Genomic DNA, 22,508 nt, shown 5'->3' on the forward strand with positions numbered 1-22,508 from the left:
TGATTTAAGACTAGCAAAAGAAAGGGATGTCAGTCGCGCGGGCATTCCCGCTAGGGATGATGCACGCCGTATTGATGGGCGTGCATTTCATGAAATGCAGGAGACGAAGATGCGCATAAAAGATATGCATTGGTCGCAGGTGGAAGCTTATGTGAAGGAAGACGACCGTTGCGTCATACCGATTGGCTCGGTTGAACAGCATGCCTATTTGAGTCTCGCGACAGACATGATCCTGGCCGAGCGCGTATCAGTCGAAGCAGCCGAGCCGACGGGTGTCCCGGTTTTCCCATGCCTGCCCTTTGGCATGGCATCCGGCTTTGCCGACTATCCGGGCACGATCTCGCTAAGATTGCTTACCTATATTCATGTAATTGAAGATATTCTGAACAGCGTCTATCACCATGGCTTCCGCCGCATCCTGATCGTGAATGGTCATGGCGGAAACTCGCCTATCGCGCCGCTTCTGTCTGAATGGATGAACAGCCATCGTGATGCATCGGTGAAGCTTCACGACTGGTGGCGTGCGCCGAAAACCATGGGCAAGGTTCTGGAAATCGATCCGGCCGCCAGTCATGCAAGCTGGATGGAGAATTTCCCATGGACGCGTCTTGCCGGCGCGCCAGTTCCGGATTTTCAGAAGCCGCGGATCGACTTTGCCGCGACGGCGCGCGTGGATGCGGGGCGCAAGCGCGAACGCATTGCCGAGGGCAATTATCACGGCGTTTTCCAGCGCTCGGATGAAGACATGATGGAGATCTGGAAAGTGGCGGTCGAAGAGACCCGCCATGAAATCGAACACGACTGGCATTAACCCAAGAGGCACTCCGGGAGGCACTGTTGGCAGTATTCATCCTACGCAGGTTGGGACAGGCATTCATGGTGCTTGTCGTCATGTCCATCCTTGTCTTTGTTGGCGTCTATGTGATCGGCAATCCGGTTGATGTACTGATCTCTCCTGATGCAACGCAGGAAATCCGCCAGCGCGTGATTGAGGAATATGGGCTCAATCAACCGCTCTGGAAGCAATATGCCGATTTTGTCGTCAATACGCTGCATGGAGATTTTGGCCGTTCCTTTGTTTACAACATGCCGGTCAGCGAACTGATCAAGCAGCGCCTGCCGGCCACGCTTGAGCTGGCGGTGATTGCGGTTCTGTTTGCCTCCATGGTCGGTATTCCTCTGGGGATCTATGCGGGCTACCGGCCGGACGGTTTTCTTTCCAGGCTGATCATGGCGGGCTCCATTCTTGGTTTTTCCGTGCCGACCTTCTGGATCGGGCTGATGCTGATCATGGTTTTTGCCGTGCAGCTTGGCTGGTTGCCGGCGGGTGGTCGAGGTCAGACGCGCGATCTCTTTGGCATTCCCTTCTCATTCCTCACCTGGGATGGCTGGAAACATCTGTTTCTGCCGGTGCTCAATCTGGCGCTGTTCAAGATGGCGATGATGTGCCGGCTTGCGGCCGCCGGCACGCGCGAAATCATGACCACCGACACGATCAAGTTTGCCCGCGCGGCAGGCATTCAGGAGCGCACGATTCTGCATCGGCATGTGCTCAAGCTCATCTCGATACCGCTTGTGACGGTGTTCGGGCTGGAGCTTGGCTCGACGCTTGCCTTCGCACTGGTGACGGAAACCATTTTCAACTGGCCGGGCCTGGGCAAGCTGATCGTTGATTCCATTGCCTCGCTCGATCGTCCGGTGATGGTGGCCTATCTCATGATGGTGTCGGTTCTGTTCGTCGTCATAAACCTTTGTGTTGATCTGACCTATGCCGGGCTTGATCCGCGCTTGCGTCATAAGGGTTGATAGGAGGCTCACATGGCATCCAGCCAAAAGAGTGCTGCGCCGGTTGCAACATCACCCGTGATGGAATTCTGGCGCGCTTTTGCCAAGAACAAGGTGGCGGTTGTTGCCTTCGCCGTGGTGGTGATCATTGCCCTTTTGGCAATCTTTGCTCCATGGATCACGCCGCAGGATCCTTATGACCTGAAATCGCTGGTGCTGCGCGATGCACGTCGGCCGCCGGGCTATGTTGGCGCCAATGGTCTGCATTATCTTCTGGGCTCTGACAGTCAGGGACGCGATCTGCTGTCTGCGATCATCTATGGCCTGCGCATTTCACTGGAAATGGGGCTGATCGCAGGCGCGATTGCCTTTACGCTGGGAGCAGTGGTTGGCTGTTTTGCGGCCTATATCGGCGGGCGTTTTGAAACCTTCATCATGCGCCTTGTCGATGTGCAGCTCTCATTTCCGGCCATCCTGCTTGCCTTTGTCGTGGCGGCTGTATTGGGGCAGGGCAAATGGCAGCTCATTCTTGCGCTGGTCTTTGCGCAATATGCCTATTTTGTCCGCACCGCTCACGGTGCGGCTTCAGCCGAACGGCAAAAGGATTATGTCCAGGCCGCCCTTTCCATTCCGATCAGCGGCTGGCAGATCGTCACGCGCCATATCCTGCCAAACTCCCTGCCACCGCTCATTGTTGTGGCGACCGTGCAGATCGCATCGGCAATCTCGCTTGAGGCAACGCTTTCCTTCCTGGGGGTAGGCCTGCCACCGACCGAGCCTTCGCTTGGCATGCTGATTGCAAACGGTTTTCAGTATCTTCTCTCCGGCCGCTACTGGATTTCCATCTATCCTGGTATCGCGCTCATCATTCTGATCATGGCCATCAATCTGATGGGTGATCAGATCAGGGACATCTTGAATCCGAGGTTGCGCAAATGACAGCTCTTCTTCAGGTCAAAAACCTGCGAACCTGGTTCGAGACCGACCGGGGTACGGTGAAATCGGTCGATGGCATCTCGTTTGAGGTGAAAAAGGGCGAGATCATGGGGCTTGTCGGCGAATCCGGTTCGGGCAAGTCCATCACAGGTTTTTCCCTGATCGGACTGATCGACAAGCCAGGCAAGATACAGCCGGGCAGTTCGATCCGCTTTGAGGGGCGCGAACTTGTCGACCTGTCGGAAACCGAGTTGCGCTCAATCCGCGGCCGTGAAATTGCCATGGTGTTTCAGGATCCGATGATGACCCTCAATCCCGTCCTGAAAATCATCGATCAGATCGCCATGGCAATCCGCGCGCATGAAAAAGTGTCAGATGCCGAGGTGCGCCGCCGGGCCATTGAAGCGCTGGCGATGGTGCGTATTGTCGATCCGGAGAAGAAGGTTGATCAATATCCGCATCAGTTTTCCGGCGGGATGCGTCAGCGTGTGGCCATCGCCATTGCCCTGTTGCACAAGCCAAAGCTGGTGATCGCCGATGAGCCAACCACGGCGCTGGACGTATCGGTTTCGGCGGAAATCCTGAAGGAAATGAAGGCGCTGGTGGCAGAGCTTGGTATTTCCATGATCTGGATCAGCCATGATCTGGCAACCGTTGCCTCCATTTCGCAAAAGATTGCCGTGATGCGTCTGGGCAAGATTGTGGAAATGGGGTCGGTCGCTGAAGTGCTTGGCGCGCCAAAACATCCCTATACGCAAGGGCTGCTTGATGCACTGCCAGCGCGCAAGAAGCCCGGCGAGTTGCTGACATCAAGCGTAACCGAAAACAGTGGTCCGCTTGTGATCGAGGGTCTTGAGGCTGGAAAGTCGGGTGCGCCAAATCCGCATTTCGTCAAGGTGCAGGACGTCGACATGATTTACCGGCGTCCTGTTGGTGCCATGGAGCGCTTTGCCCGGCGTCTTGGGCTTGCAAAGCCGCCACAATCGGTTCATGCGGTGAAATCTGCCAGTTTCACCATAGCGCGCGGTGAGGTGCTGGGTCTCGTAGGCGAATCCGGCTCAGGCAAGTCAACGATCGGCCGGATCATCTGCGGCATTGACAGTCCGACCTCCGGTGCGGTGCTGATTGATGGGGCAAGGATACGGGAGAATGACCGCAAGATCGGCACGTCTGTGCAGATGATCTTCCAGGATCCCTTCGCCTCGCTCAATCCGCGGCGGACCATTTTTCAGGCGGTGGCCGAAGGGCCGATTGCACATGGCCTGTGCAGCAAGAGCAATGCACGTGACTATGTCAATCGCTGGCTGCGTGCGGTTGCCTTCGATCCGGACCTGAGCGACCGCTATCCGCATCAGTTTTCCGGCGGGCAGCGCCAGCGTGTGGCGATTGCTCGCGCCCTTGCCATGCAGCCGGAACTCATTGTCTGTGATGAGCCGGTCGCCTCGCTTGACGTCTCGATTCAGGCGCAGGTCATCAATCTGCTGCTGACGCTGAAAAACAGCCTTGATCTGACATTGCTTTTCATCAGCCACGATTTGTCGGTGGTCCGCCATCTCTGTGACCGGGTGATCGTGATGCATCATGGCAAGATTGTCGAGGAAGGGGCAGTCGCAGAGATATTTGAACATCCAAAGCAGAACTATACCGCAATGCTGCTTGATGCGATCCCGAAACTTGCCTGGTAGCGCTGCATTTCAGCCTTCTGTCAAGCAGTGAAAAGTTGCAGCACGCGTGGCTGTCAGAAAATATGGGCTGAAAGCTGCCGGTGTCCCGCAGTTTTCAGCCTTTTGCGCGTGACTGTTTCAGCTTTCACACCCGCAAGTGCAGGACGCGGGGGAAATCGTCCCATGATCAACCATGAGCAGATTTCGTATTGCGCATTTGCCTGTGTCCATTTGTGCGGATAGTCTATCGCCCTTGAAAATAAGAACAAATTTCCAATACCCGCTAATTTAGAATTTAAAACGATTAAAATTTATGTTTTTGCTGCAAGTCTGTGATTGACAGGGGCAGATTTTTACACCCTATCTTTTGGTTGTGATTAAGTGGTAACGGGTTGCATTTCAAATAGACAACGTTGTCAATTTGATGTAGCCAACATCTCCGCAAGGCCTTGGTCTGTTGGGTGTGGCCCGGTGGAACATGGTTCAGCTGGCTTATGAGGAGGATAGGCTGGGATCGGAAAGGGGGTAGCAATCGTGTGTTGTGAAAGAATCCAATCGGGATATTATCATGGTGCACGGTTGTTCAAAAATAATGAGCCGATCAAAGATCATAATGCTCTGTAATGATGATCAAATATCTGAATAGGCGGCAATATATTGCCGTTGTATATCAAATATGACGATGCTGAATCGTGAGAAGAAGCATCTAAAACCGCAGCAGTAATATTCTCAGGGAGGGAATTATGCATCATCTCTTTAAGCGATTTCTTCTTGCAACCTCGGTTGCAGGGTTGGCTGTTCTGACGCTGCAGGGTGCGAATGCACAAGACAAGCAGAATGTGGAAGTCCTCCACTGGTGGACAGCTGGTGGTGAAGCTGCTGCCCTCGATGTCCTGAAGCAGGATCTTGAGAAAAAGGGTGTGACCTGGACGGATATGCCGGTTGCCGGTGGCGCTGGTAATGAGGCAATGACGGTGCTGCGTGCACGTGTGACGGCCGGAAACCCGCCAACGGCAGTGCAGATGCTTGGTTTTGATGCCCGCGACTGGGCAGAACAGGGCTCGCTTGGCAATCTCGATGAAATTGCTGAGAAGGAAGGCTGGGACAAGGTGATCCCTGAGTCTCTGCAGGAATTCGCCAAATATGATGGTCACTGGATTGGCGCGCCGGTGAATATCCATACCACCAACTGGATGTGGATCAACAAGGCTGCCCTCGACAAGGCAGGCGGCAAGGTTCCGACCAATTGGGACGAGCTCATTGAAATGCTCGACAAGTTCAAGGAACAGGGTATTACGCCGATCGCTCATGGCGGCCAGCCTTGGCAGGATGCCACCGTGTTTGAAGCCATCGTGCTGTCCGAGGGGCCGGAATTCTACAAGAAGGCCATGATTGATCTTGATCCGGAAACGCTGGGCAGCGATCAGATGAAGGGTGTCTTCGACAAGCTGGCGAAGCTGCGCACCTATGTCGATGACAATTTCTCGGGTCGTGACTGGAATCTGGCCTCTGCCATGGTGATTGAAGACAAGGCGGGCGTCCAGTTCATGGGTGACTGGGCAAAGGGTGAGTTCCTGAAGGCTGGCAAGAAGCCGGGCGTGGATTTCGTTTGCGTCCGTTATCCGGGAACGCAGGGTTCGGTCACCTTCAATTCCGACCTTTTTGCCATGTTCAAGGTGGATGAAGCCAAGGTTCCAGCCCAAATGGAGATGGCTTCCGCGATTGAAAGCCCGTCTTTCCAGTCGGCCTTCAATGTGGTGAAGGGATCGGCGCCGGCACGCACCGATGTGTCGGATGCTGCCTTTGACGATTGCGGCAAGAAGGCTATTGCCGATGTAAAGGAGGCAAGCTCTGCCAACAAGATGTTTGGTTCCATGGCGCATGGCTATGCGGCGCCGGCAGCCGTCAAGAATGCGGTTTTCGATGTCGTGACCAAGCATTTCAATGGCCAGATATCGTCTGAAGATGCTGCCAAGGAACTTGCAGCAGCCGTTGAAGCTGCAAAGTAAGATGAAATGTCGCCCGGATTATTCCTTGATCCGGGCGATTTTTCATGCGCTGGCGATTTGAGAAGCGCATCACAATCAATCGCAGGATGCGCCTGGTATGAGTGCGCATATGGATGCGCTTGATAACCGATAGGTAGGCGATTATGCAGCGAAACAGCCGAATACAGGATTGGATCCCAAAGCTTGTGCTTGGCCCAAGCGTCTTGATCATACTGATCTTTGTTTACGGATTCATCATTTACACCGGGGTTCTGTCCTTAACCAACAGCCGTATGCTGCCATCCTATGGTTTCGTCGGTTTGCAGAACTATGCAAAGCTGTGGGCTTTGCCGCATTGGTGGCGGGCAATAACCAATCTGGCTATTTTCGCGTCGCTCTACATTGTCATCTGCACCATCATTGGCCTGTTTCTGGCGATCCTGCTTGACCAGAAAATTCGTGGCGAGGGATTCCTGCGGCCGATCTACCTCTATCCGATGGCACTTTCCTTCATTGTGACGGGTACGGCCTGGAAATGGTTTCTGGATCCGGGCATTGGTCTGGAAAACACCATGCATCTCTGGGGCTGGGAAAGTTTTTCCTTCACCTGGATCAAGGACAATACCATGGCAATCTACTGTCTTGTGATTGCTGCGGTCTGGCAATCATCCGGCTTTGTCATGGCCATGTTCCTCGCGGGTCTTCGTGGCGTTGACACGGAAATCATCAAGGCTGCCCAGATCGATGGCGCCTCGACGGGTCTCATCTATCGTCGCATCATCATTCCGCTGATGCGCCCGGTCTTTCTGTCGGCTTTTGTGGTGCTCGCCCATCTTGCCATCAAGGCCTATGACCTTGTGGTTGCCCTGACGGGTGGTGGTCCTGGCCAGGCGACGGAACTGCCGGCGACCTTCATGTATTCCTACACTTTTGCGCGTAATCAGATGGGCATTGGTGCGTCTTCGGCCATCATCATGCTGGTCATGATCTTCTCGATCATCATTCCTTATCTTTATTCGGAAATCCGCGGAGGTTCGCGTTCATGAGTGCTGAAGCGATTGCCCGTTCCCATGACAATCCGATCAATAATGGCCGACTGACGCGCGCGCTGATCTATCTGGCGCTGATCCTGTTTGCCGTCTATTTCCTGTTGCCGCTCTATGTGATGGTGGTCAATTCGCTGAAGCCACTGGAGGAAATCCGCCAGGGTGGCATGCTGAACCTTCCGAAACAGTGGACGATCGAGCCCTGGCTGTCGGCATGGTCGACGGCGCAGATTGGCGTGCAGCCTACCGGCCTGAAGCCATTCTTCATCAATTCACTGCTGATCGTGGTACCGGCAGTGGCGATCTCCACCATTGTCGGTGCGATCAACGGTTATGTCCTGACCAAGTGGCGGTTCCGCGGTTCGAACATTTTCTTTGGCCTGCTGCTGTTGTCCTGCTTCATTCCATTCCAGATCGTGCTGATCCCGATGGCGCGCATGCTGGGTATTCTGGGGCTGGCCGGTTCGATAACGGGGTTGGTCTTCGTTCACATCATCTATGGGCTGGGTTTCACCACACTCTATTTCCGCAACTATTATGAAGCCTTTCCGAACGAGCTTGTGCGTGCGGCGCAGATTGATGGCGCAAGCTTCTTCCAGATTTTCTGGCGCATTCTGCTGCCGTCTTCAGGGCCGATCATCGTTGTTTCGGTGATCTGGCAGTTCACCAATATCTGGAACGACTTCCTGTTCGGCGTGTCCTTTTCCGGGGCGAATTCAATGCCGGTAACGGTTGCGCTGAACAATCTGGTTTCGTCATCAACCGGCGTCAAGGAATATAATGTTCACTTCGCTGCCGCCATTCTGGCCGCCTTGCCGACACTCATCGTGTACATCGTTTCGGGGCGATATTTCGTGCGTGGCCTGATGTCTGGTGCCGTAAAGGGATAAAGCAATGTCATTTCTGAAGATTTCCAATCTCCATAAGGCCTATGGCACGGTCGAGATTCTGAAGAACATCAATATCGAGATCGAACAGGGTGGCTTTCTGGTGCTGGTCGGGCCGTCCGGTTGCGGCAAGTCCACACTGCTCAACACCATTGCCGGTCTGGAGCCGATTACGTCGGGCGACATTTCGATCAATGGCCGTTCGGTCGTCGATCTGCCACCATCGCAACGTGACATTGCCATGGTGTTCCAGTCCTATGCGCTTTATCCCAACATGACGGTGGCTGGAAATATTGCCTTCGGCATGGAAATTCGCGGCGTGCCAAAAGCGGAACGCGATGCTGCCATCAAGCAGGTGGCAGAAATGCTCAAGATTGATCATTTGCTTGACCGCAAGCCAAGCCAGCTTTCAGGTGGCCAACGCCAGCGTGTCGCCATGGGTCGTGCGCTTGTGCGCAACCCGCAGGTTTTCCTGTTCGACGAACCCCTGTCAAACCTTGATGCCAAGCTGCGCGTGGACATGCGCACTGAAATCAAGCGCCTGCATGACCGGATGAAGACAACCATTGTCTATGTGACACATGACCAGATCGAGGCCATGACACTGGCGACCAAGATCGCTGTGCTGAAGGATGGCGTCCTGCAGCAGTTCGGCACGCCAGCGGAAATCTACAACAATCCTACAAACATGTTTGTGGCAGACTTCATGGGCTCGCCTGCCATGAATCTGCTGACTGTCCGCGTTGAAAAGGAGGGTTCATCGCCTGTCATTTCGCTTGAGCGCACAGACAGGGAACCTTTGAAACTTGCACTCAAGGTCACGCCGCGCGATCTGGACAAATATATCGGCAAGGAAATCGTCTTCGGCATTCGCCCGGAAGCGTTGACCGATCCGGAAGGTGCCGATCGCAATGCCCATTGTCTGGTTGAAGGCGATTGCATGATTGATGTGGTTGAACCTGCCGGTTCCGATACATTCGCAATCACCCGGCTTGGCGGAAAGCACATTGTGGCGCGTCTGCGTGCAGACGCATCGATTGATGCAGGTGCGCCGGCACGACTGGCCTTCAATCTCGACAAGGCTGTCTTCTTTGACCCGACAAGTCAGGAAAGAATCCGCTGACACCGCCTTCCCGGGGCATTATCTGATCCAGTCAATCAGACCCGCCGCAAATGGTTCTGCCAGATTGCTGCGGGTCTTTTATTCGTCTGCAATGTTACTTTTTTCTAATAAAATGTTGCATGGAGCATATTGGCCTTTGCGGGCCTTGAATTGTTGCAACGCAATTATTGCTCATAATATAGTAAACAAAATTAGATATATGTTATCTGCTTGGCACTGCAAGGAAGACGAATCGTCATTGCGGCTGTCGTGCCGGCCCTTGCTGGGGAGCTGAATAAATGAATGCCGGGGGTGAAATGGGGGCAGATCTTGCTCTGCAGGACGGGCGTGCGCGAACAGGCGTTTCTCTTGCGATCATCATTGCGACAGCATCCGTTTTTGGCCTGACCTATAGTCTGACAGCGCCGCTTGTTGCCCAGCTTCTGATTGAAAGCGGCATGACCGAGACATTGGTGGGTGCCAATGCCGCCATGCATGCGGTTGGCGTGCTGATGATTGCGCCATTCCTGTCGCAATTATCCATCCGTTATCAGCCGAAGCGTCTCATCGTTGTAGCCCTGCTGATGTCGGGCATCTGCCTTTTTGCGTTTCCGTGGATGCCAAGCGTCTGGCTGTGGTTTCCGCTGCGTCTGATCCTTGGCGTTGCGGCGGAAATTCTGTTCGTCCTGACCGAGACCTGGGCGAGCGAACTCAGCACGGACAGCAATCGTGGCCGCGTCATGGCAACCTATACGGCTTCGCTGTCGCTTGGCTTTGCGGGTGGGCCACTGATCCTGTCCTATACCGGCTTTGACGGGCTTTTGCCCTTTGCTGTGGGCACGATCATTGCAATGGCGGCCTTGCTTGTCATCAATATGCCGGGCTTGCGCCAACCTGCCATGGTCAGCCACGGCCATTCCAATATTTTGCGCATGATGCGTCTTTCGCCCATCGCGATGGGCACGACGGCGCTCAATTCCGCGATTGAAACGGCGGGGCTGTCCTTCCTTGGCATCTATGCCGTGCGTCTCGGCTGGAGTGAAACGGATGGTGCGCAGCTCATCACGGTTTTGATGATTGGTGCAATCATTCTGCAGCTGCCGATCGGCTGGCTTGCGGACAAGGTCAACCGCATTGGGCTGATGATCGGGCTAACGGCACTGTCGGCGATTTCCGCCTTCCTGTGGCCGCTGATGTTGACAGTTGAATGGCTGGCTTATCCCGCACTTTTCATCTGGGGTGGTTTGTTTGTCGGCATTTACACGACCATGCTGGCAATCATCGGATCCCAGTTCCGGGGCGCCGATCTTGTCAATATTTATGCAGCCATGGGGCTTTTGTGGGGGGCTGGTGCATTGTTTGGCCCGACACTTGCCGGCGGCTTCCTGGATGTGCTGCCCCATGGTCTTCCCATCTTTGTTGGCCTGACCTGCACCCTGTTCCTGATCTTCGTATTCTACGTCAAAAAGAGCGCGATCCGCGCGCCTGAGGCGAACCAATCATGATACAGATCATCCTCCTTTTGCTTGGACGTGAAATCATCCAGCGCAATTGGCGCATGCTTTTGGCGGTAAGCATTGTCTGGATATTGGCTGGCGCCTTCATTGTCGTTGATGCGCTGGATGGTGTCACCCTGATCCCGTCGCGTTTCTTTGGCTATCTGCTGCTGCCCGAGGCGGTCGTGAGTTTCATTGCCGCGTTTGGCCGACAGGGCACGGCCCGTCGCATGCGCTTTCTGCAAAGTGCCGCCTTGTTCACGGTTGCCCTGCTCATTCTGAGTGCCCGTCCGGCCAGCAATTTCATTCTCGCCATGCTGCTTGGTCTTTGCTTCCTGGTTGATGGTGGCATTCGCATTGGTAGCGCATGGGTCGTGCGTTATCCGCGTTGGAAATGGGGCCTTGCCGGAGGCATTGGGGAAGTTCTGCTTGCCATTGCCACATTGCAGCCTTGGCCGACCTGGTATGCCGGCACAGTTGGAAGCAATGTTGGTGCCGTCATGATCCTGACGGGCGCTGGCCTGTTGATGATCGCGATGAGAATCCGCAGACTGCATGAGGGCGCCTCCTTCAGCAGTCTTCTGAGCCGCAATCCATTCTGGCACTATGGCGGCAAGCTGCGCGATGATGGTGAAACGCACACCAATGAAGTCATCGTCCATGTCTGGACGCCAACCGGAACGGCCATGACGCCCCTGCGGCGGCGCGCCATTGAACGCTATATCGCGGCAGTGGATGCCAATGGCGTCATCTCGACGGGGCATGCGGCGCTGCAGATGGGCGACGATCTTTATATCAGCCATTATCCTGCTACTGAAATTGACCGGTCGCCGGAAGATTTTGCCCGTACCCTGCGGGCTACGGCAGACAATGATGTACCAGGGCGTTTTCTGACAAGCTATGAGGAGGAAGCCGCAGAATGGTGCCCTTCGACCGTGCAGGTTGTCATAACCAATATTGACGCCAAACGGTTGAGGACTTTCTGGGAGAATTACCGGGCGGACAATACCTATAACCTCACCAACCGCAATTGCTCCAGTGCAGTGGCCAATGCACTTGATGCGGCAGTTGAGGGTGTTTACGGCAAAAGACATCGCAGGCCAATCATTGCGGCGCTTAGAGCAATCCTGCATCCGGAATTATGGGCTGCGGCCCTGATGCGTCAGCGTGCGGAAACCATGGCCTGGACACCCGGTCTGGTGCTGGACTATGCGCGTGCCCTGTCTGCCATTGTCGACCCGCCAACCATGTTCTGGGATTTCAGACGGTTCCGGCTTTTCAAGAAATATGCCGGAGTATCCAACCAGAACCAGGCTTGAGCTATCCACGGCATCGGCCTCCGATGCCGCACGTCGTTCATGGGGTTGCCGGTGCGAGGTTTTTCTCGCGCGGCTGCGGATCAGGAACGATAAGGGCTGCCTTTCTGATTTCCTCAAACGGGCGATCAGAGCCGATGATCAGGCCGTGGTCATAAAGAAATTCAGGCAGGTAACCGGACAATACGATCCGGTAGTCGAAGGGAAAGTCTGGTACGAGTGTGCGCACCAGATTGAAGACGACCGTGGTGCAATTGGCTGTCATTGTATTGTAGAAGGCGGGCTTTCCTGCCAGTGCATTGGCCGCGTCGGCATAGCGCAGCAGCATCGCGCGCAACAATCTTGGACTCGCCTTGATCGGGTAACGATAAACCCGTTCATTGCGGATATTGGTGCGCACGAAGACGATATCGCGTTCTTCTGCTGCAATCAGTGCCAGCTCATAGCTTCTGAAAAAGCCACCAATGGGCGAATAGACCTGCCCCTTTTTCTTGCGGATTTCAGCGGAAAATACCAGCCGTCTTCCATCCTTGAAGCCAAAGGAAACCAGGGTGTGGGCAATTGCGGGATGCGTCCAGTAAGACATCAGCACATCAACCGAGCGAATGGAATCCAGCCGGTAGGTCTCGGATTTCCAATTGGCAATGACCTCGCTTTCTGATTTCCAGGTAAAATCGCGGATATTATGAAAGGTAATTTCCCGATGGTCATACTCGGCCGTCACAGTATGCTGGACATCCGCGGCCCAGTCGTGATCGAGCGACGGCTTCATGAAAAGCCACCATGCCATGATGAACGCAATCATGCCGATAAACACGACATGGGCAGGCCATAACGATGCTTCGGATGGCAGGTAAAATAAAAGGACACTAAAATAGGCAATGGTGACGGCTGCAATGATGGCAATCGTCAGATATTTTCCTGACCTGCGGACTGGCAGGCTGAACCAGACCGCCATTGCACACCACGACGCAAAGCCAAGGCAGGCAAGCATCCAGATAATCAAGAGGATTTCACGAAACATTTAATAATCCGGATGATGAACGGGCATTTGTTGACAATACAACTGCTGCAATAGCAGGAGTGAATATTAATGTATATTCTCTAAAATTGCGTATCCGCATGGAATTCTGTGGTATCGTTCCAATGGAACCTATGATAGATCTTGTCTGTCAATAATTTATGGCACGTCCTGCCAATCCTGTCGAAAATGCCAGCAGACATGACAAAAAATCGGCTTAAAACAAGGCCAGACACGTAGAATCTGCGTGTATTGTAATTTTTTGTGTGCTTTGCAATGCCATTGCTGGTCAATCATGGATGATAGACGCTAAAGACAGTCACCCACTTGCCTTGATTCAGATAAAAATTTGCTTGAAGCTAATATGAGCAGTCGCCAAACAGGCAGCATGGGTGGCTGTCACGCATGAGGCTATGCGGGAAGCGGAAGCGAAGGAAGGTTTGCTTTTGAATAATATGGAACGCGCGATCAGAAACGCTCTGGCCAAGGCGGATGCCTATAGTCCGGCTGCACGGCGCCGGGTCTACGAGGCCGCATGGGCCGCGCAGGAGCGTGCGCTGGAGGTGAGCACTGCGCTGACGGATGAGCAGAAAGAAAGCCGCCGTTCCAGGCTGAAAGCGGCCATTCGTGTGATCGAACAGGAATACACTGCACATTCGACAAGCAGGCCAGAGCCTGAACTGTCTACTCCGGTGGAACAGGATCCGGTTCCTGGCAATGCGCAGGATACAGCAATTCCATCGCTTGATGCGGCTGATATCAGAACCAATGCCAGGGCAAGTCGCCGCGCAAGGGCAAGGGATGACAGGCCGGAGAAAGCGACAGGCAAGCAGCGTCATTCAGCCTTCTTCAGGCTTGGCCTGTCGGTTCTGGTTCTCCTGATTGCCGGTCTGATTGGTTATTCGCTTTATAACAGCTTCAGCGATTTGAGCCGGCAACCGGCGCCTGGCCTTTTGACACAGGAAATGAGTCATGCGCCATTGAAGCAGGGCGAAGAGCCTGACGACATACAATGGGTGACGATCTTTACACCATCAAACGCCACGAAAATGTCGCTGAAGGGACGTGCGACCGCGGAGATAAAATCCGATGGCCTGCATTCTTATGTGCGCGTCCAGTCGCCCGGCAAAGCGGACAGTGTCTCATTTGCCATTGGCGAGGGCATTCTCGACCGGATCGCCGGCAAGAAGGCCACGTTTGATATTATCGCGCGCGCAGATGATGGCAGCGATACCCAAATGGCGGTCGAGTGTGATCTTGCTGGCCTCGGCGACTGCGGACGCAGGCGCTATGATGTTGGCAGCGCCGTCAGCGATTACCTGTTCGATCTGGACTTGCCACAGGGCAAACGCGCAGGAAGGGCCGGATCCATCACCATCAATTCGGATTTCAATGGCAGCGGCAAGCCGGTCAATATTCTTGGCATCCGGGTCTCGGTGAGCGAACAGTAAACTTGTCTTCATGCATTTTTCATCTTGCATGAGAACAAATGTGAACAAACACCTTGCGCGGCACCGGAACCGCGCTAAATTGAGGGCGTGACGCTCAATCTTTCCACCACCGCCAACACAGGCGCAGGCTTTTTCTTGCCAGACCGTTTTCTCAAATGGTTTACCGGAAAGGGCTGGACGCCGCGCGCGCATCAGCTGGAGCTTCTGGCCCGCTCGGAAGCCAGGGAATCGACCCTGCTCATTGCGCCCACGGGAGCGGGCAAGACTTTGGCTGGCTTTCTGCCTGCTCTGGTTGATCTTGAGCGGCGCGGCCGCAAGAAGGCAGGTGAAACACGGCGCGGCATTCATACGCTCTATATTTCACCGCTCAAGGCACTTGCCGTTGATATTCATCGCAATCTGTCTGTGCCGGTGACGGAGATGGGGCTTGATATTGTCATCGAAACCCGCACCGGCGACACGCCTGCACACAAACGCCAGCGGCAGAAACTGGCACCGCCTGACATATTGCTGACAACGCCGGAACAACTGGCACTTCTGATTGCTTCTAGGGGAGCGGCCACCTTTTTTCGCAACCTGCGTTATGTCGTGCTGGATGAGCTGCATTCGCTGGTGATTTCCAAGCGTGGCCATCTTCTGGCGCTGGGCCTGGCACGTCTGCGCCGTCTGCAGCCAAAGCTGCAAACAATTGGCCTTTCTGCCACGGTGGCGGAACCTGATGAATTGCGCCGCTGGCTGGTGGCACAGGATGGCACCGATGCAAAGGCCGGTCTGGTGACGGTTGAAGGCGGGGCAAAGCCGGAAATCACCATTCTTGAGACGGAACAACGGGTACCTTGGGCTGGGCATTCATCGCTCTATGCCATTCATGACATTTATGAAGCGATCAAAGCGCATCGCACCACACTTTTGTTCGTCAATACGCGCAACCAGGCTGAAATGCTGTTTCAGGAACTCTGGCGCATCAATGACGATACATTGCCGATTGCGCTGCATCATGGCTCGCTTGATGTCAGCCAGCGACGCAAGGTTGAACAGGCCATGGCGGTGAATGCCCTGCGTGCCATTGTTGCCACCTCCACGCTGGATCTTGGCATTGACTGGGGTGATGTCGATCTTGTCATTCATGTCGGCGCGCCAAAGGGCGCGAGCCGTCTGGCGCAGCGCATTGGCCGCGCCAATCACCGCATGGATGAGCCAAGCCGGGCCATTCTTGTTCCGGCCAATCGCTTTGAAGTCATGGAATGCCGCGCTGCGCTTGATGCCAATTATCTTGGCGCACAGGATACGCCGCCGCTGGTTGAAGGGGCGCTTGATGTGCTGGCGCAGCATGTTCTGGGCATGGCCTGTGCCGAGCCATTCAATGCCGATCAGCTTTTTGATGAGGTGCGCAGTGCCGCTCCTTATGCGCGTCTTTCACGCGAACGCTTTGACCGCATCATCGATTTTGTCGCAACCGGCGGATATGCGCTGAAAACCTATGAGCGTTTCGCCAAGATCCGCAAAACCGCCGATGGGACATGGCGGGTGTCCAATTCGCGCATTACCCAGCAATACAGGCTCAATATCGGCACCATTGTTGAAGCGCCGGAACTGAATGTCAGGCTCACGCGAGGCGGCAAAGGTGCCAATGCGCGTGGCGGGCGCATTCTTGGGCGCATTGAGGAATATTTCCTCGAAACCCTGTCCGCGGGCGACACATTCCTGTTTGCCGGCAAGGTGCTGCGTTTCGAGGGCATTCGCGAGAATGAATGCATTGCCTCCGATGCGGCCGGACAGGACGCCCGGATTCCGGTCTATGCCGGAGGTAAGTTTCCGCTTTCCACCTATCTTGCGGCGGAGGTGCGTGCCATGCTGGCAGATCGCTCCCGCTGGAAATTCCTGCCCGATCAGGTGCAGGAATGGCTTGAGTTGCAGGCGGTAAAATCTGTTCTGCCGCACATGGACGCATTACTGATCGAAACCTTCCCGCGTCACAGCCGCTATTATATGGTTGCCTATCCGTTTGAGGGTAGGCTTGCGCATCAGACGCTTGGCATGTTGCTGACGCGACGGCTGGAACGGGCGGGGGCTCATCCGCTTGGCTTTGTCGCGACGGATTACTCGCTGGGGATCTGGGGACTGAAGGATATGGGGCAGATGATCCGCTCCGGCGTACTCAGTATGACACGGCTGTTTGATGAGGATATGCTGGGCGATGATCTCGAAGCCTGGCTTGATGAGAGTTATCTGCTAAAGCGCACGTTTCGCAATTGCGCGGTGATTTCCGGTCTCATCGAGCGCCGCTATCCGGGACAGGAAAAGACCGGGCGTCAGGTGACGGTCTCAACCGACCTGATCTATGATGTGTTACGCAGCCATGAGCCAGATCATATCCTGTTGCAGGCAACCCGTGCCGATGCTGCAACCGGGCTGCTGGATATCAAGCGTCTGGGCGACATGCTGGCGCGGGTGAAGGGGCATATTGTGCATAAACCGCTCGACAGGATTTCGCCATTGGCCTTGCCGGTGATGCTGGAGATCGGGCGCGAACGGGTGGCAGGCGAGGGCGACGAAATGCTTCTGGCAGAAGCTGCAGATGATCTCATACGTGAGGCCATGCAATGAAAATGGCGGTCTGGAGCAAGGGCGAACCTTATGGTCCGGCGCAGGTGGAGCTGTGCGGCATTGCCTGTCTATGTGATCCTTCGGGTGCGCTTTATCTTGATGAATTTGGCGTTCTGGTCGTCTCTGATCTGCATCTGGAAAAAGGTTCTTCCTTTGCGCGGCGTGGCCAGCTCCTGCCGCCTTATGATACGGCGGCAACGCTTGATATTCTTGGGGCAGTCATTGCGCGCTATCAGCCGAAAAGCGTGATCAGTCTGGGCGACAGTTTTCATGATCGTGCGGCAAGTGCGCGCTTGCCTGCCTTTTATGCAACGCGTCTGAAGACCATGATGGAAGGGCGGGACTGGTGCTGGATCGCCGGCAACCATGATCCTGAGCGCCCTGCCGATCTGCCGGGAGATTGGGTAGAGGAACTGGTGGTCGGATCACTGGTTTTCCGTCATGAGCCTTCGCGCAAAATGGGACAGGGTGAGATTGCCGGTCATCTGCATCCGGCGGCGCGCATTGTGCGGCATGGCCGTTCGGTGCGCCGCCCCTGTTTTGCCAGTGATGGCGAGCGGTTGATAATGCCAGCCTTTGGAGCCTATACGGGTGCACTCAATGTGCTGGATCGCGCTTTTCATGGCCTGTTCAATGAAGAAAGGCTGCGTGTCTATATGTTGGGGCAGGGCAGGATCTATCCGATTGCGCGCACTGCGCTGTATGCCGGCTAATCCTTTTTGAACAGGATACGACCAAACCAGCCGGTAAAGACAGCGAGGAAAACGGCAAACAAGCCATAAAGCAGGCTGTGCTGATGCGCAGCATTATAGATGCTTTGTTCAAGGCCAGCCTTGACGATTTCAAGATGGGCATTGGCTTCACGCACAAACATGCCATTGCGGAAGAGAAGCGCACGCGCACGATGACGGCCAACCGGAACATTGGCGGGAAGCGTCAGGGTTGCGCGAAACAGCGTGCGCGAGACAAATTCCACGCCGCCGACATTCTGGGAATAAAGCCCCTGCGCGATTTTCAGACGGCGCAGTTCATTGCCGAATTTTGGTATGTTGCCGGACAGGCTCGCGGGATCAATCGGGTTCAGATAAAAGTTCTCAACCCCGACCGCCAATTGCCGGAAGGTCTTTTCATCGCCAATGTCGCGCAGATTGCGCGTGGAGGCGAGAAGATAGGACAATGGCACGCCGACAAAGGTTTCCGATGCAGCATTGACCCAGACACCAAGATAACGTTCCTTCTCGCGCACGACGAGATCACGCGCCGGGCCTTGCAGGATGACGACAATGTCATAGCGCCCCTGACGTTGTACAAGCGGGTCGGTATTGTCGAGTGCGCCAAAGATGGTGAGATCCGTGCCGCGGAAATTGGATGTGATTGCGATTGTTTCCGTCGAAAGGCCGATTTCAATTGTTTCTTCCGGCAAGGGGCCGGCCGGGCCTGTATCCTGCGCCTGGGCGGCAGCGCCAAGGAGGCTCATGAACAATACGGAAAGGAGCAACGCGCCGCGCATGGTCACATATCCACAACTGTGACAGAGAACAGGTTGTCCGGGCGCACGAAGAGGCCGAATGCAAGGCGTAACCCCACCGCAAGCACGAGCAGGGCCAGCAAAAGGCGCAATTGTTCGCCGCGCAGTTTCTGTCCGGCGCGCGCGCCATATTGCGCTCCGACCACGCCGCCTGCCATCAGCAGGAAGGCTAGCACAATGTCGATCGACTGGTTGGTGGTGGCCTGCAGAATCGTGGTGGCGGCGGTAACGAAGGTGATTTGAAACAGCGACGTGCCGACAACCACATTGGTTGGCACATGCAGCAGATAGATCAGCGCCGGCACCATGATGAAACCGCCGCCGACACCCATGATTGACGACAGCAGACCGATAAAGAAACCAATGCCCAGGACGGGAATGATGCTGACATAGATGGTGGAGGCGCGAAAGCGCATTTTCAGCGGCAGGCGATGGATCCAGGTATGCTGACCCGGACGGCGCAAGGCGGCCGTCTTGCCGGACTTTGCCTTGCGGATGGCGCGCATGCTTTCAACCAGCATCAGGCCGCCAACCGTGCCGAGGAAGAAAACATAAAGGATCGACACGATCAGGTCGAGTTGGCCAAGCTCGCGCAGCCACGAGAAGACAAAAATACCAATCACGGAGCCGAAAAGACCGCCGATCACCAGAAATGTGCCGAGCTTGATATCAAGCGTTCGCCGCTTGAAATGGGCAAGCGCGCCGGAAACTGACGAAGCAATGACCTGATTGGCCCCCGTGGCAACGGCAATGGCGGGGGGAATGTTGTAGAAGATCAAAAGTGGCGTGATGAGAAAACCGCCGCCGACGCCAAACAGGCCGGATAAAAAGCCCACGGCTGCCCCCATGCCGAACAGGACCAGCATGTTGACCGACATCTCTGCAATGGGAAGATAAATACCCAATTTCGAACCCGGCCTTGGCGCAATATAAACACATCTTGCAAGGCGGATGCCCCACCTTGCAAGCTCTCTATCCTATCGTCTTGCGTTCTATCAATGCGGAAGTCAAACGCCGAATGAGAGTCATGCAAGCCTATCGGTTTTGAATAAACAAAATTTGCAGCATGTTGTTACAAAACAACATTTTCGCCGTTAAATCTGCCCGAATTATGGTCATGCCCAGTATCTGGGCAAATTGATCATGATTTATTGTGGCTGGCGTCTGGTGTTGCGACAGATGGATGATCAGACCATGCGGCTGGAATTTCTGTCAGATTGGCGCTTTTGCTGCGCGGCGTGGGTGTCCAATTCTGGATGGATTGGTCGATGGCAGCCCGTTGTTCCGGGGACAGGGCTTGGGCGATCATGTCGCGTTTTTCGGCGGCCTCCTTGTCGCCAGATCTGGCGGCAAGCGCGAACCACTTATAGCTTTCCTGAAAGTCGGCAGGCATGCCAAGGCCGCGTGCGGCAAGCACGCCCAGATTGTACTGGCTGTCCTTGAGGCCATATTGTGCCGCTTCCCGGAACCAGCTGATCGCCTTGGCATTGTCGGCTTCACCATGGATACCGTTTGAATATAGGACGGCCAAGTGATGCATGGCATTCACATTGCCAGCCTTGGCGGCCAGCAAATACCAGTCCTCGGCCTTGCGCGCATCCTGCTTGCCGAGAAGACCCTTGTCGTAAAGCTTGCCAAGACGGAACTGGGCAGGAGCAAAACCGCGCAGGGCTGCGATGGTATACCACTGCGCGGCCGTTTCATAATCGACCTTGCCATTGCGGCCATCAAAATAGCGGTTGCCGATTTCAGACAGGGCGCGAACATCTCCTTTGGCTGCGGCACGGCGCAGCGGCAGCGGGCCAGCCTCATCCGGCAATTGCGGAATGGGTGCCAGAGCCTTTGGCATGACGGCTGGCTCATCCGGGATGCTGGCGGTGGTCTCGCCGTCGATTTCAGGCGCATTCCTGTTCGCCATGTCCTGTATGCCAAGCTGGATGGCAGACAGGGCGGCGGCAATCAGCGTCACGGTAAACAGCAACGGCCTGGAATTCCGGCTCACAATGTCACGGATGGATCGGTTTTTTTCGGTCGCATTTTCGGGGGCAGAGGTACTTTCAGTCGCAGGCGCTTTTGCCTTGCGCTGGGCTTCCATGCGGGCGACCTGAATGAGGTCAGGCTTGCGGATTGCGGTGCGAACCGGATGTGCGCGCTCACCGCGTAGCCGTTTCATGATGGCATTGAGATTGAGAATGCCATCTGGCCCGGCCTGTCCGTTATCGGATGATGATTGTGCAGGTTCAGTCTCGGCCTGCCCGCGTCTTGGCGGGAAAGGCGCAATATTGTCATAGTGGTTTTGTCCAGCCTGTGCGTCTTTTTCTGAAGCCTTGGTCTGTTCAGCGCGAAATTCGTGAAAGGCCTTGCTGGCCTTCAACAACGTTTCTGCCGTCTTGCCCGAGTGTCTTGCCGTGGCTGCTTTGGCATTGGGGACACGAAAATACGGGATGCCGGATAATGGCTCAGGCTTTGCGGCCTGTGGAATGACCGACGCTGCATCTTCCAGTTTGGCCAGCCGTTCGCTGATGGCAGTGAGATTGCTCTGGATGCTGGCGAAAGTCTGGGCATTCTTGTGGTCTGCCTGTTCGGCAAAATGCTTGACGGCCTGTTCAGCAGCCAGCCTTGCAGCTTCGATGACCACATCGCGATTGTCGGTGATCGTCTTCTCGATGGAGGCGATCTTGTGTTCCAGTGCGGCCGTTTCGGCGGATGGCTTTGCCAGCATGTCGCCAAGGGCTGCAATCTGCAGTTCCAGCTTGCGGATGGCAGGATTGTCGACCAGCCCGGTTTCGAGTTTTTCCACCTTTTCGCAGGCGCTTTGATGGGCGGCGTAATGGGCGTCAAGTCGCTCGGTCAGTGCATGGAAACGCTGTTCGATCGCATCCTGAAACATTGCCTGCCGATTGGCAGCGCGTTTTTCGATTGTCTCCAGCTTGTTGGCAAAAACGGCAAGACGCTGCTCGATTTTGTCGAGTTCGGTAGCATCAAGCTTTTCTGCAATGCGTCCGACATAACTGGCCAGTGTTTCCAACTGGTCGGTCAGCCGGTTGATCGTCTGCCCATGAATGGCGGCATTGGTGTGCAGCATGTCAATGCGGCGGGACAGCTCGCCCAGACGCTGGAACATCGCATCCGACGACGCATGGGCAGACGGGTCTTCTTGTCCGGGTGCCGCGGCCAGATGCGTATCAATCCGCTTCAATTGCATGTCGATCGTGTGCAGCTTGGTGGTGTCATTGCTGCCTGGATCCGGTTGGCGGGTGTTTGCACGCATCTGCGAAAGACGTGCGGAAACAGGGCCATCCGTGTCGGTTTGCGCTTTCGGGGCAGACACTAGCAATGGATCGCTCAGGCGGCGCAATTGTTCGGCAATGGCTTCCAGCCCGGCAATGGCCGATTCAGAATATTTGCGTTGTGTGGTTTCCTTGAGTGGCTGGCCTGTTTCGCCTTCAAGAATGGCAATCTGGCTTTCGAGCTCTGCCAGTGTGCGGTTGATATCCTCGACGGCAGACATGGACGAACGACGCTCGCGCGTTGCATTCAATGCCGCGGCGATCATTTTGGCGTCTGATGTCGAATGCGTATCAACCATGAGAATGAACGGGCCTGTTGGAATATGGCGGCAAGCGAAGCAGCATTTGCGCGCCGATGCTGGCGCAGTATTTCGCCAAACGTGGTAAATAA

The 22,508-nt window shown here is 55.2% G+C and carries 17 protein-coding genes; 13 read left to right on the forward strand and 4 right to left on the reverse strand.

The window, feature by feature from the left end; genetic code table 11:
• Positions 1–109 precede the first annotated feature (109 nt).
• From ACFO1V_RS13835 to ACFO1V_RS13880, 10 genes are all read left to right on the forward strand, one after another.
• Entirely contained in the window at positions 110–811 is a 702-nt protein-coding gene (locus tag ACFO1V_RS13835; RefSeq protein WP_374831112.1) for a creatininase family protein, read from the forward strand.
• 26 nt (positions 812–837) lie between these two features.
• A complete protein-coding gene (locus ACFO1V_RS13840; RefSeq protein ID WP_374831114.1) occupies positions 838–1,806 on the forward strand; it encodes an ABC transporter permease in 969 nt (322 codons plus the stop codon).
• Between the two features lie 12 nt (positions 1,807–1,818).
• A complete protein-coding gene (locus tag ACFO1V_RS13845; RefSeq protein WP_374831116.1) occupies positions 1,819–2,724 on the forward strand; it encodes an ABC transporter permease in 906 nt (301 codons plus the stop codon).
• Positions 2,721–4,406 carry a dipeptide ABC transporter ATP-binding protein gene (locus ACFO1V_RS13850; RefSeq protein ID WP_374831118.1) on the forward strand — a complete coding sequence of 562 codons (1,686 nt, stop codon included), beginning with the start codon at positions 2,721–2,723 and terminating at the stop codon, positions 4,404–4,406. Before ACFO1V_RS13845 ends, ACFO1V_RS13850 begins: the two co-directional genes overlap by 4 nt.
• A 722-nt stretch (positions 4,407–5,128) precedes the next feature.
• Entirely contained in the window at positions 5,129–6,394 is a 1,266-nt protein-coding gene (locus ACFO1V_RS13855; RefSeq protein ID WP_374831120.1) for an ABC transporter substrate-binding protein, read from the forward strand.
• Between the two features lie 143 nt (positions 6,395–6,537).
• Entirely contained in the window at positions 6,538–7,419 is an 882-nt protein-coding gene (locus ACFO1V_RS13860) for a carbohydrate ABC transporter permease (protein ID WP_374831122.1), read from the forward strand.
• On the forward strand, positions 7,416–8,309 hold the full coding sequence (locus tag ACFO1V_RS13865) for a carbohydrate ABC transporter permease (RefSeq protein WP_374831124.1): 894 nt from the start codon (positions 7,416–7,418) through the stop codon (positions 8,307–8,309). The genes ACFO1V_RS13860 and ACFO1V_RS13865 overlap by 4 nt, the downstream gene beginning before the upstream one ends.
• A 4-nt stretch (positions 8,310–8,313) precedes the next feature.
• Complete coding sequence (locus ACFO1V_RS13870) at positions 8,314–9,429, forward strand: ABC transporter ATP-binding protein (protein WP_374831126.1); 1,116 nt, start codon at positions 8,314–8,316, stop codon at positions 9,427–9,429.
• Positions 9,430–9,707: 278 nt separating this feature from the next.
• Complete coding sequence (locus ACFO1V_RS13875; RefSeq protein WP_374831128.1) at positions 9,708–10,913, forward strand: MFS transporter; 1,206 nt, start codon at positions 9,708–9,710, stop codon at positions 10,911–10,913.
• Positions 10,910–12,223 carry an HdeD family acid-resistance protein gene (locus tag ACFO1V_RS13880; protein ID WP_374831130.1) on the forward strand — a complete coding sequence of 438 codons (1,314 nt, stop codon included), beginning with the start codon at positions 10,910–10,912 and terminating at the stop codon, positions 12,221–12,223. Before ACFO1V_RS13875 ends, ACFO1V_RS13880 begins: the two co-directional genes overlap by 4 nt.
• A gap of 37 nt (positions 12,224–12,260) precedes the next feature.
• On the opposite strand, the gene ACFO1V_RS13885 is transcribed toward ACFO1V_RS13880, so the two are convergent.
• Complete coding sequence (locus ACFO1V_RS13885; RefSeq protein WP_374831132.1) at positions 12,261–13,244, reverse strand: Lnb N-terminal periplasmic domain-containing protein; 984 nt, start codon at positions 13,242–13,244, stop codon at positions 12,261–12,263.
• A 443-nt stretch (positions 13,245–13,687) separates the two neighbouring features.
• Here ACFO1V_RS13885 and ACFO1V_RS13890 point away from each other — a divergent pair, with 443 nt between their 5' ends.
• The 3 genes from ACFO1V_RS13890 to pdeM all read left to right on the forward strand — a co-directional run bounded on the left by ACFO1V_RS13890 (position 13,688) and on the right by pdeM (position 18,012).
• Positions 13,688–14,692: a hypothetical protein gene (locus tag ACFO1V_RS13890; RefSeq protein WP_374831254.1), complete on the forward strand. Its 1,005-nt coding sequence runs from the start codon at positions 13,688–13,690 to the stop codon at positions 14,690–14,692.
• Positions 14,693–14,779: 87 nt separating this feature from the next.
• Complete coding sequence (locus ACFO1V_RS13895) at positions 14,780–17,299, forward strand: ligase-associated DNA damage response DEXH box helicase (protein WP_374831134.1); 2,520 nt, start codon at positions 14,780–14,782, stop codon at positions 17,297–17,299.
• Positions 17,296–18,012, forward strand: coding sequence for a ligase-associated DNA damage response endonuclease PdeM (pdeM, locus tag ACFO1V_RS13900; RefSeq protein WP_374831136.1), 717 nt, complete (start codon positions 17,296–17,298; stop codon positions 18,010–18,012). The genes ACFO1V_RS13895 and pdeM overlap by 4 nt, the downstream gene beginning before the upstream one ends.
• On the opposite strand, the gene ACFO1V_RS13905 is transcribed toward pdeM, so the two are convergent.
• The 3 genes from ACFO1V_RS13905 to ACFO1V_RS13915 form a co-directional block, all read right to left on the reverse strand.
• Positions 18,009–18,809: a TIGR02186 family protein gene (locus ACFO1V_RS13905; RefSeq protein ID WP_374831138.1), complete on the reverse strand. Its 801-nt coding sequence runs from the start codon at positions 18,807–18,809 to the stop codon at positions 18,009–18,011. The two genes, pdeM and ACFO1V_RS13905, sit on opposite strands and share 4 nt — an antisense overlap.
• A gap of 2 nt (positions 18,810–18,811) precedes the next feature.
• Positions 18,812–19,693 carry a sulfite exporter TauE/SafE family protein gene (locus ACFO1V_RS13910; protein ID WP_374831256.1) on the reverse strand — a complete coding sequence of 294 codons (882 nt, stop codon included), beginning with the start codon at positions 19,691–19,693 and terminating at the stop codon, positions 18,812–18,814.
• A gap of 275 nt (positions 19,694–19,968) precedes the next feature.
• Positions 19,969–22,383 (reverse strand): tetratricopeptide repeat protein, encoded by a 2,415-nt coding sequence (locus tag ACFO1V_RS13915; RefSeq protein ID WP_374831140.1) that lies wholly within the window; start codon positions 22,381–22,383, stop codon positions 19,969–19,971.
• Positions 22,384–22,508: the final 125 nt, after the last annotated feature.

It is taken from the genome of Daeguia caeni (assembly GCF_042653845.1).
GTDB lineage: Bacteria > Pseudomonadota > Alphaproteobacteria > Rhizobiales > Rhizobiaceae > Brucella > Brucella caeni.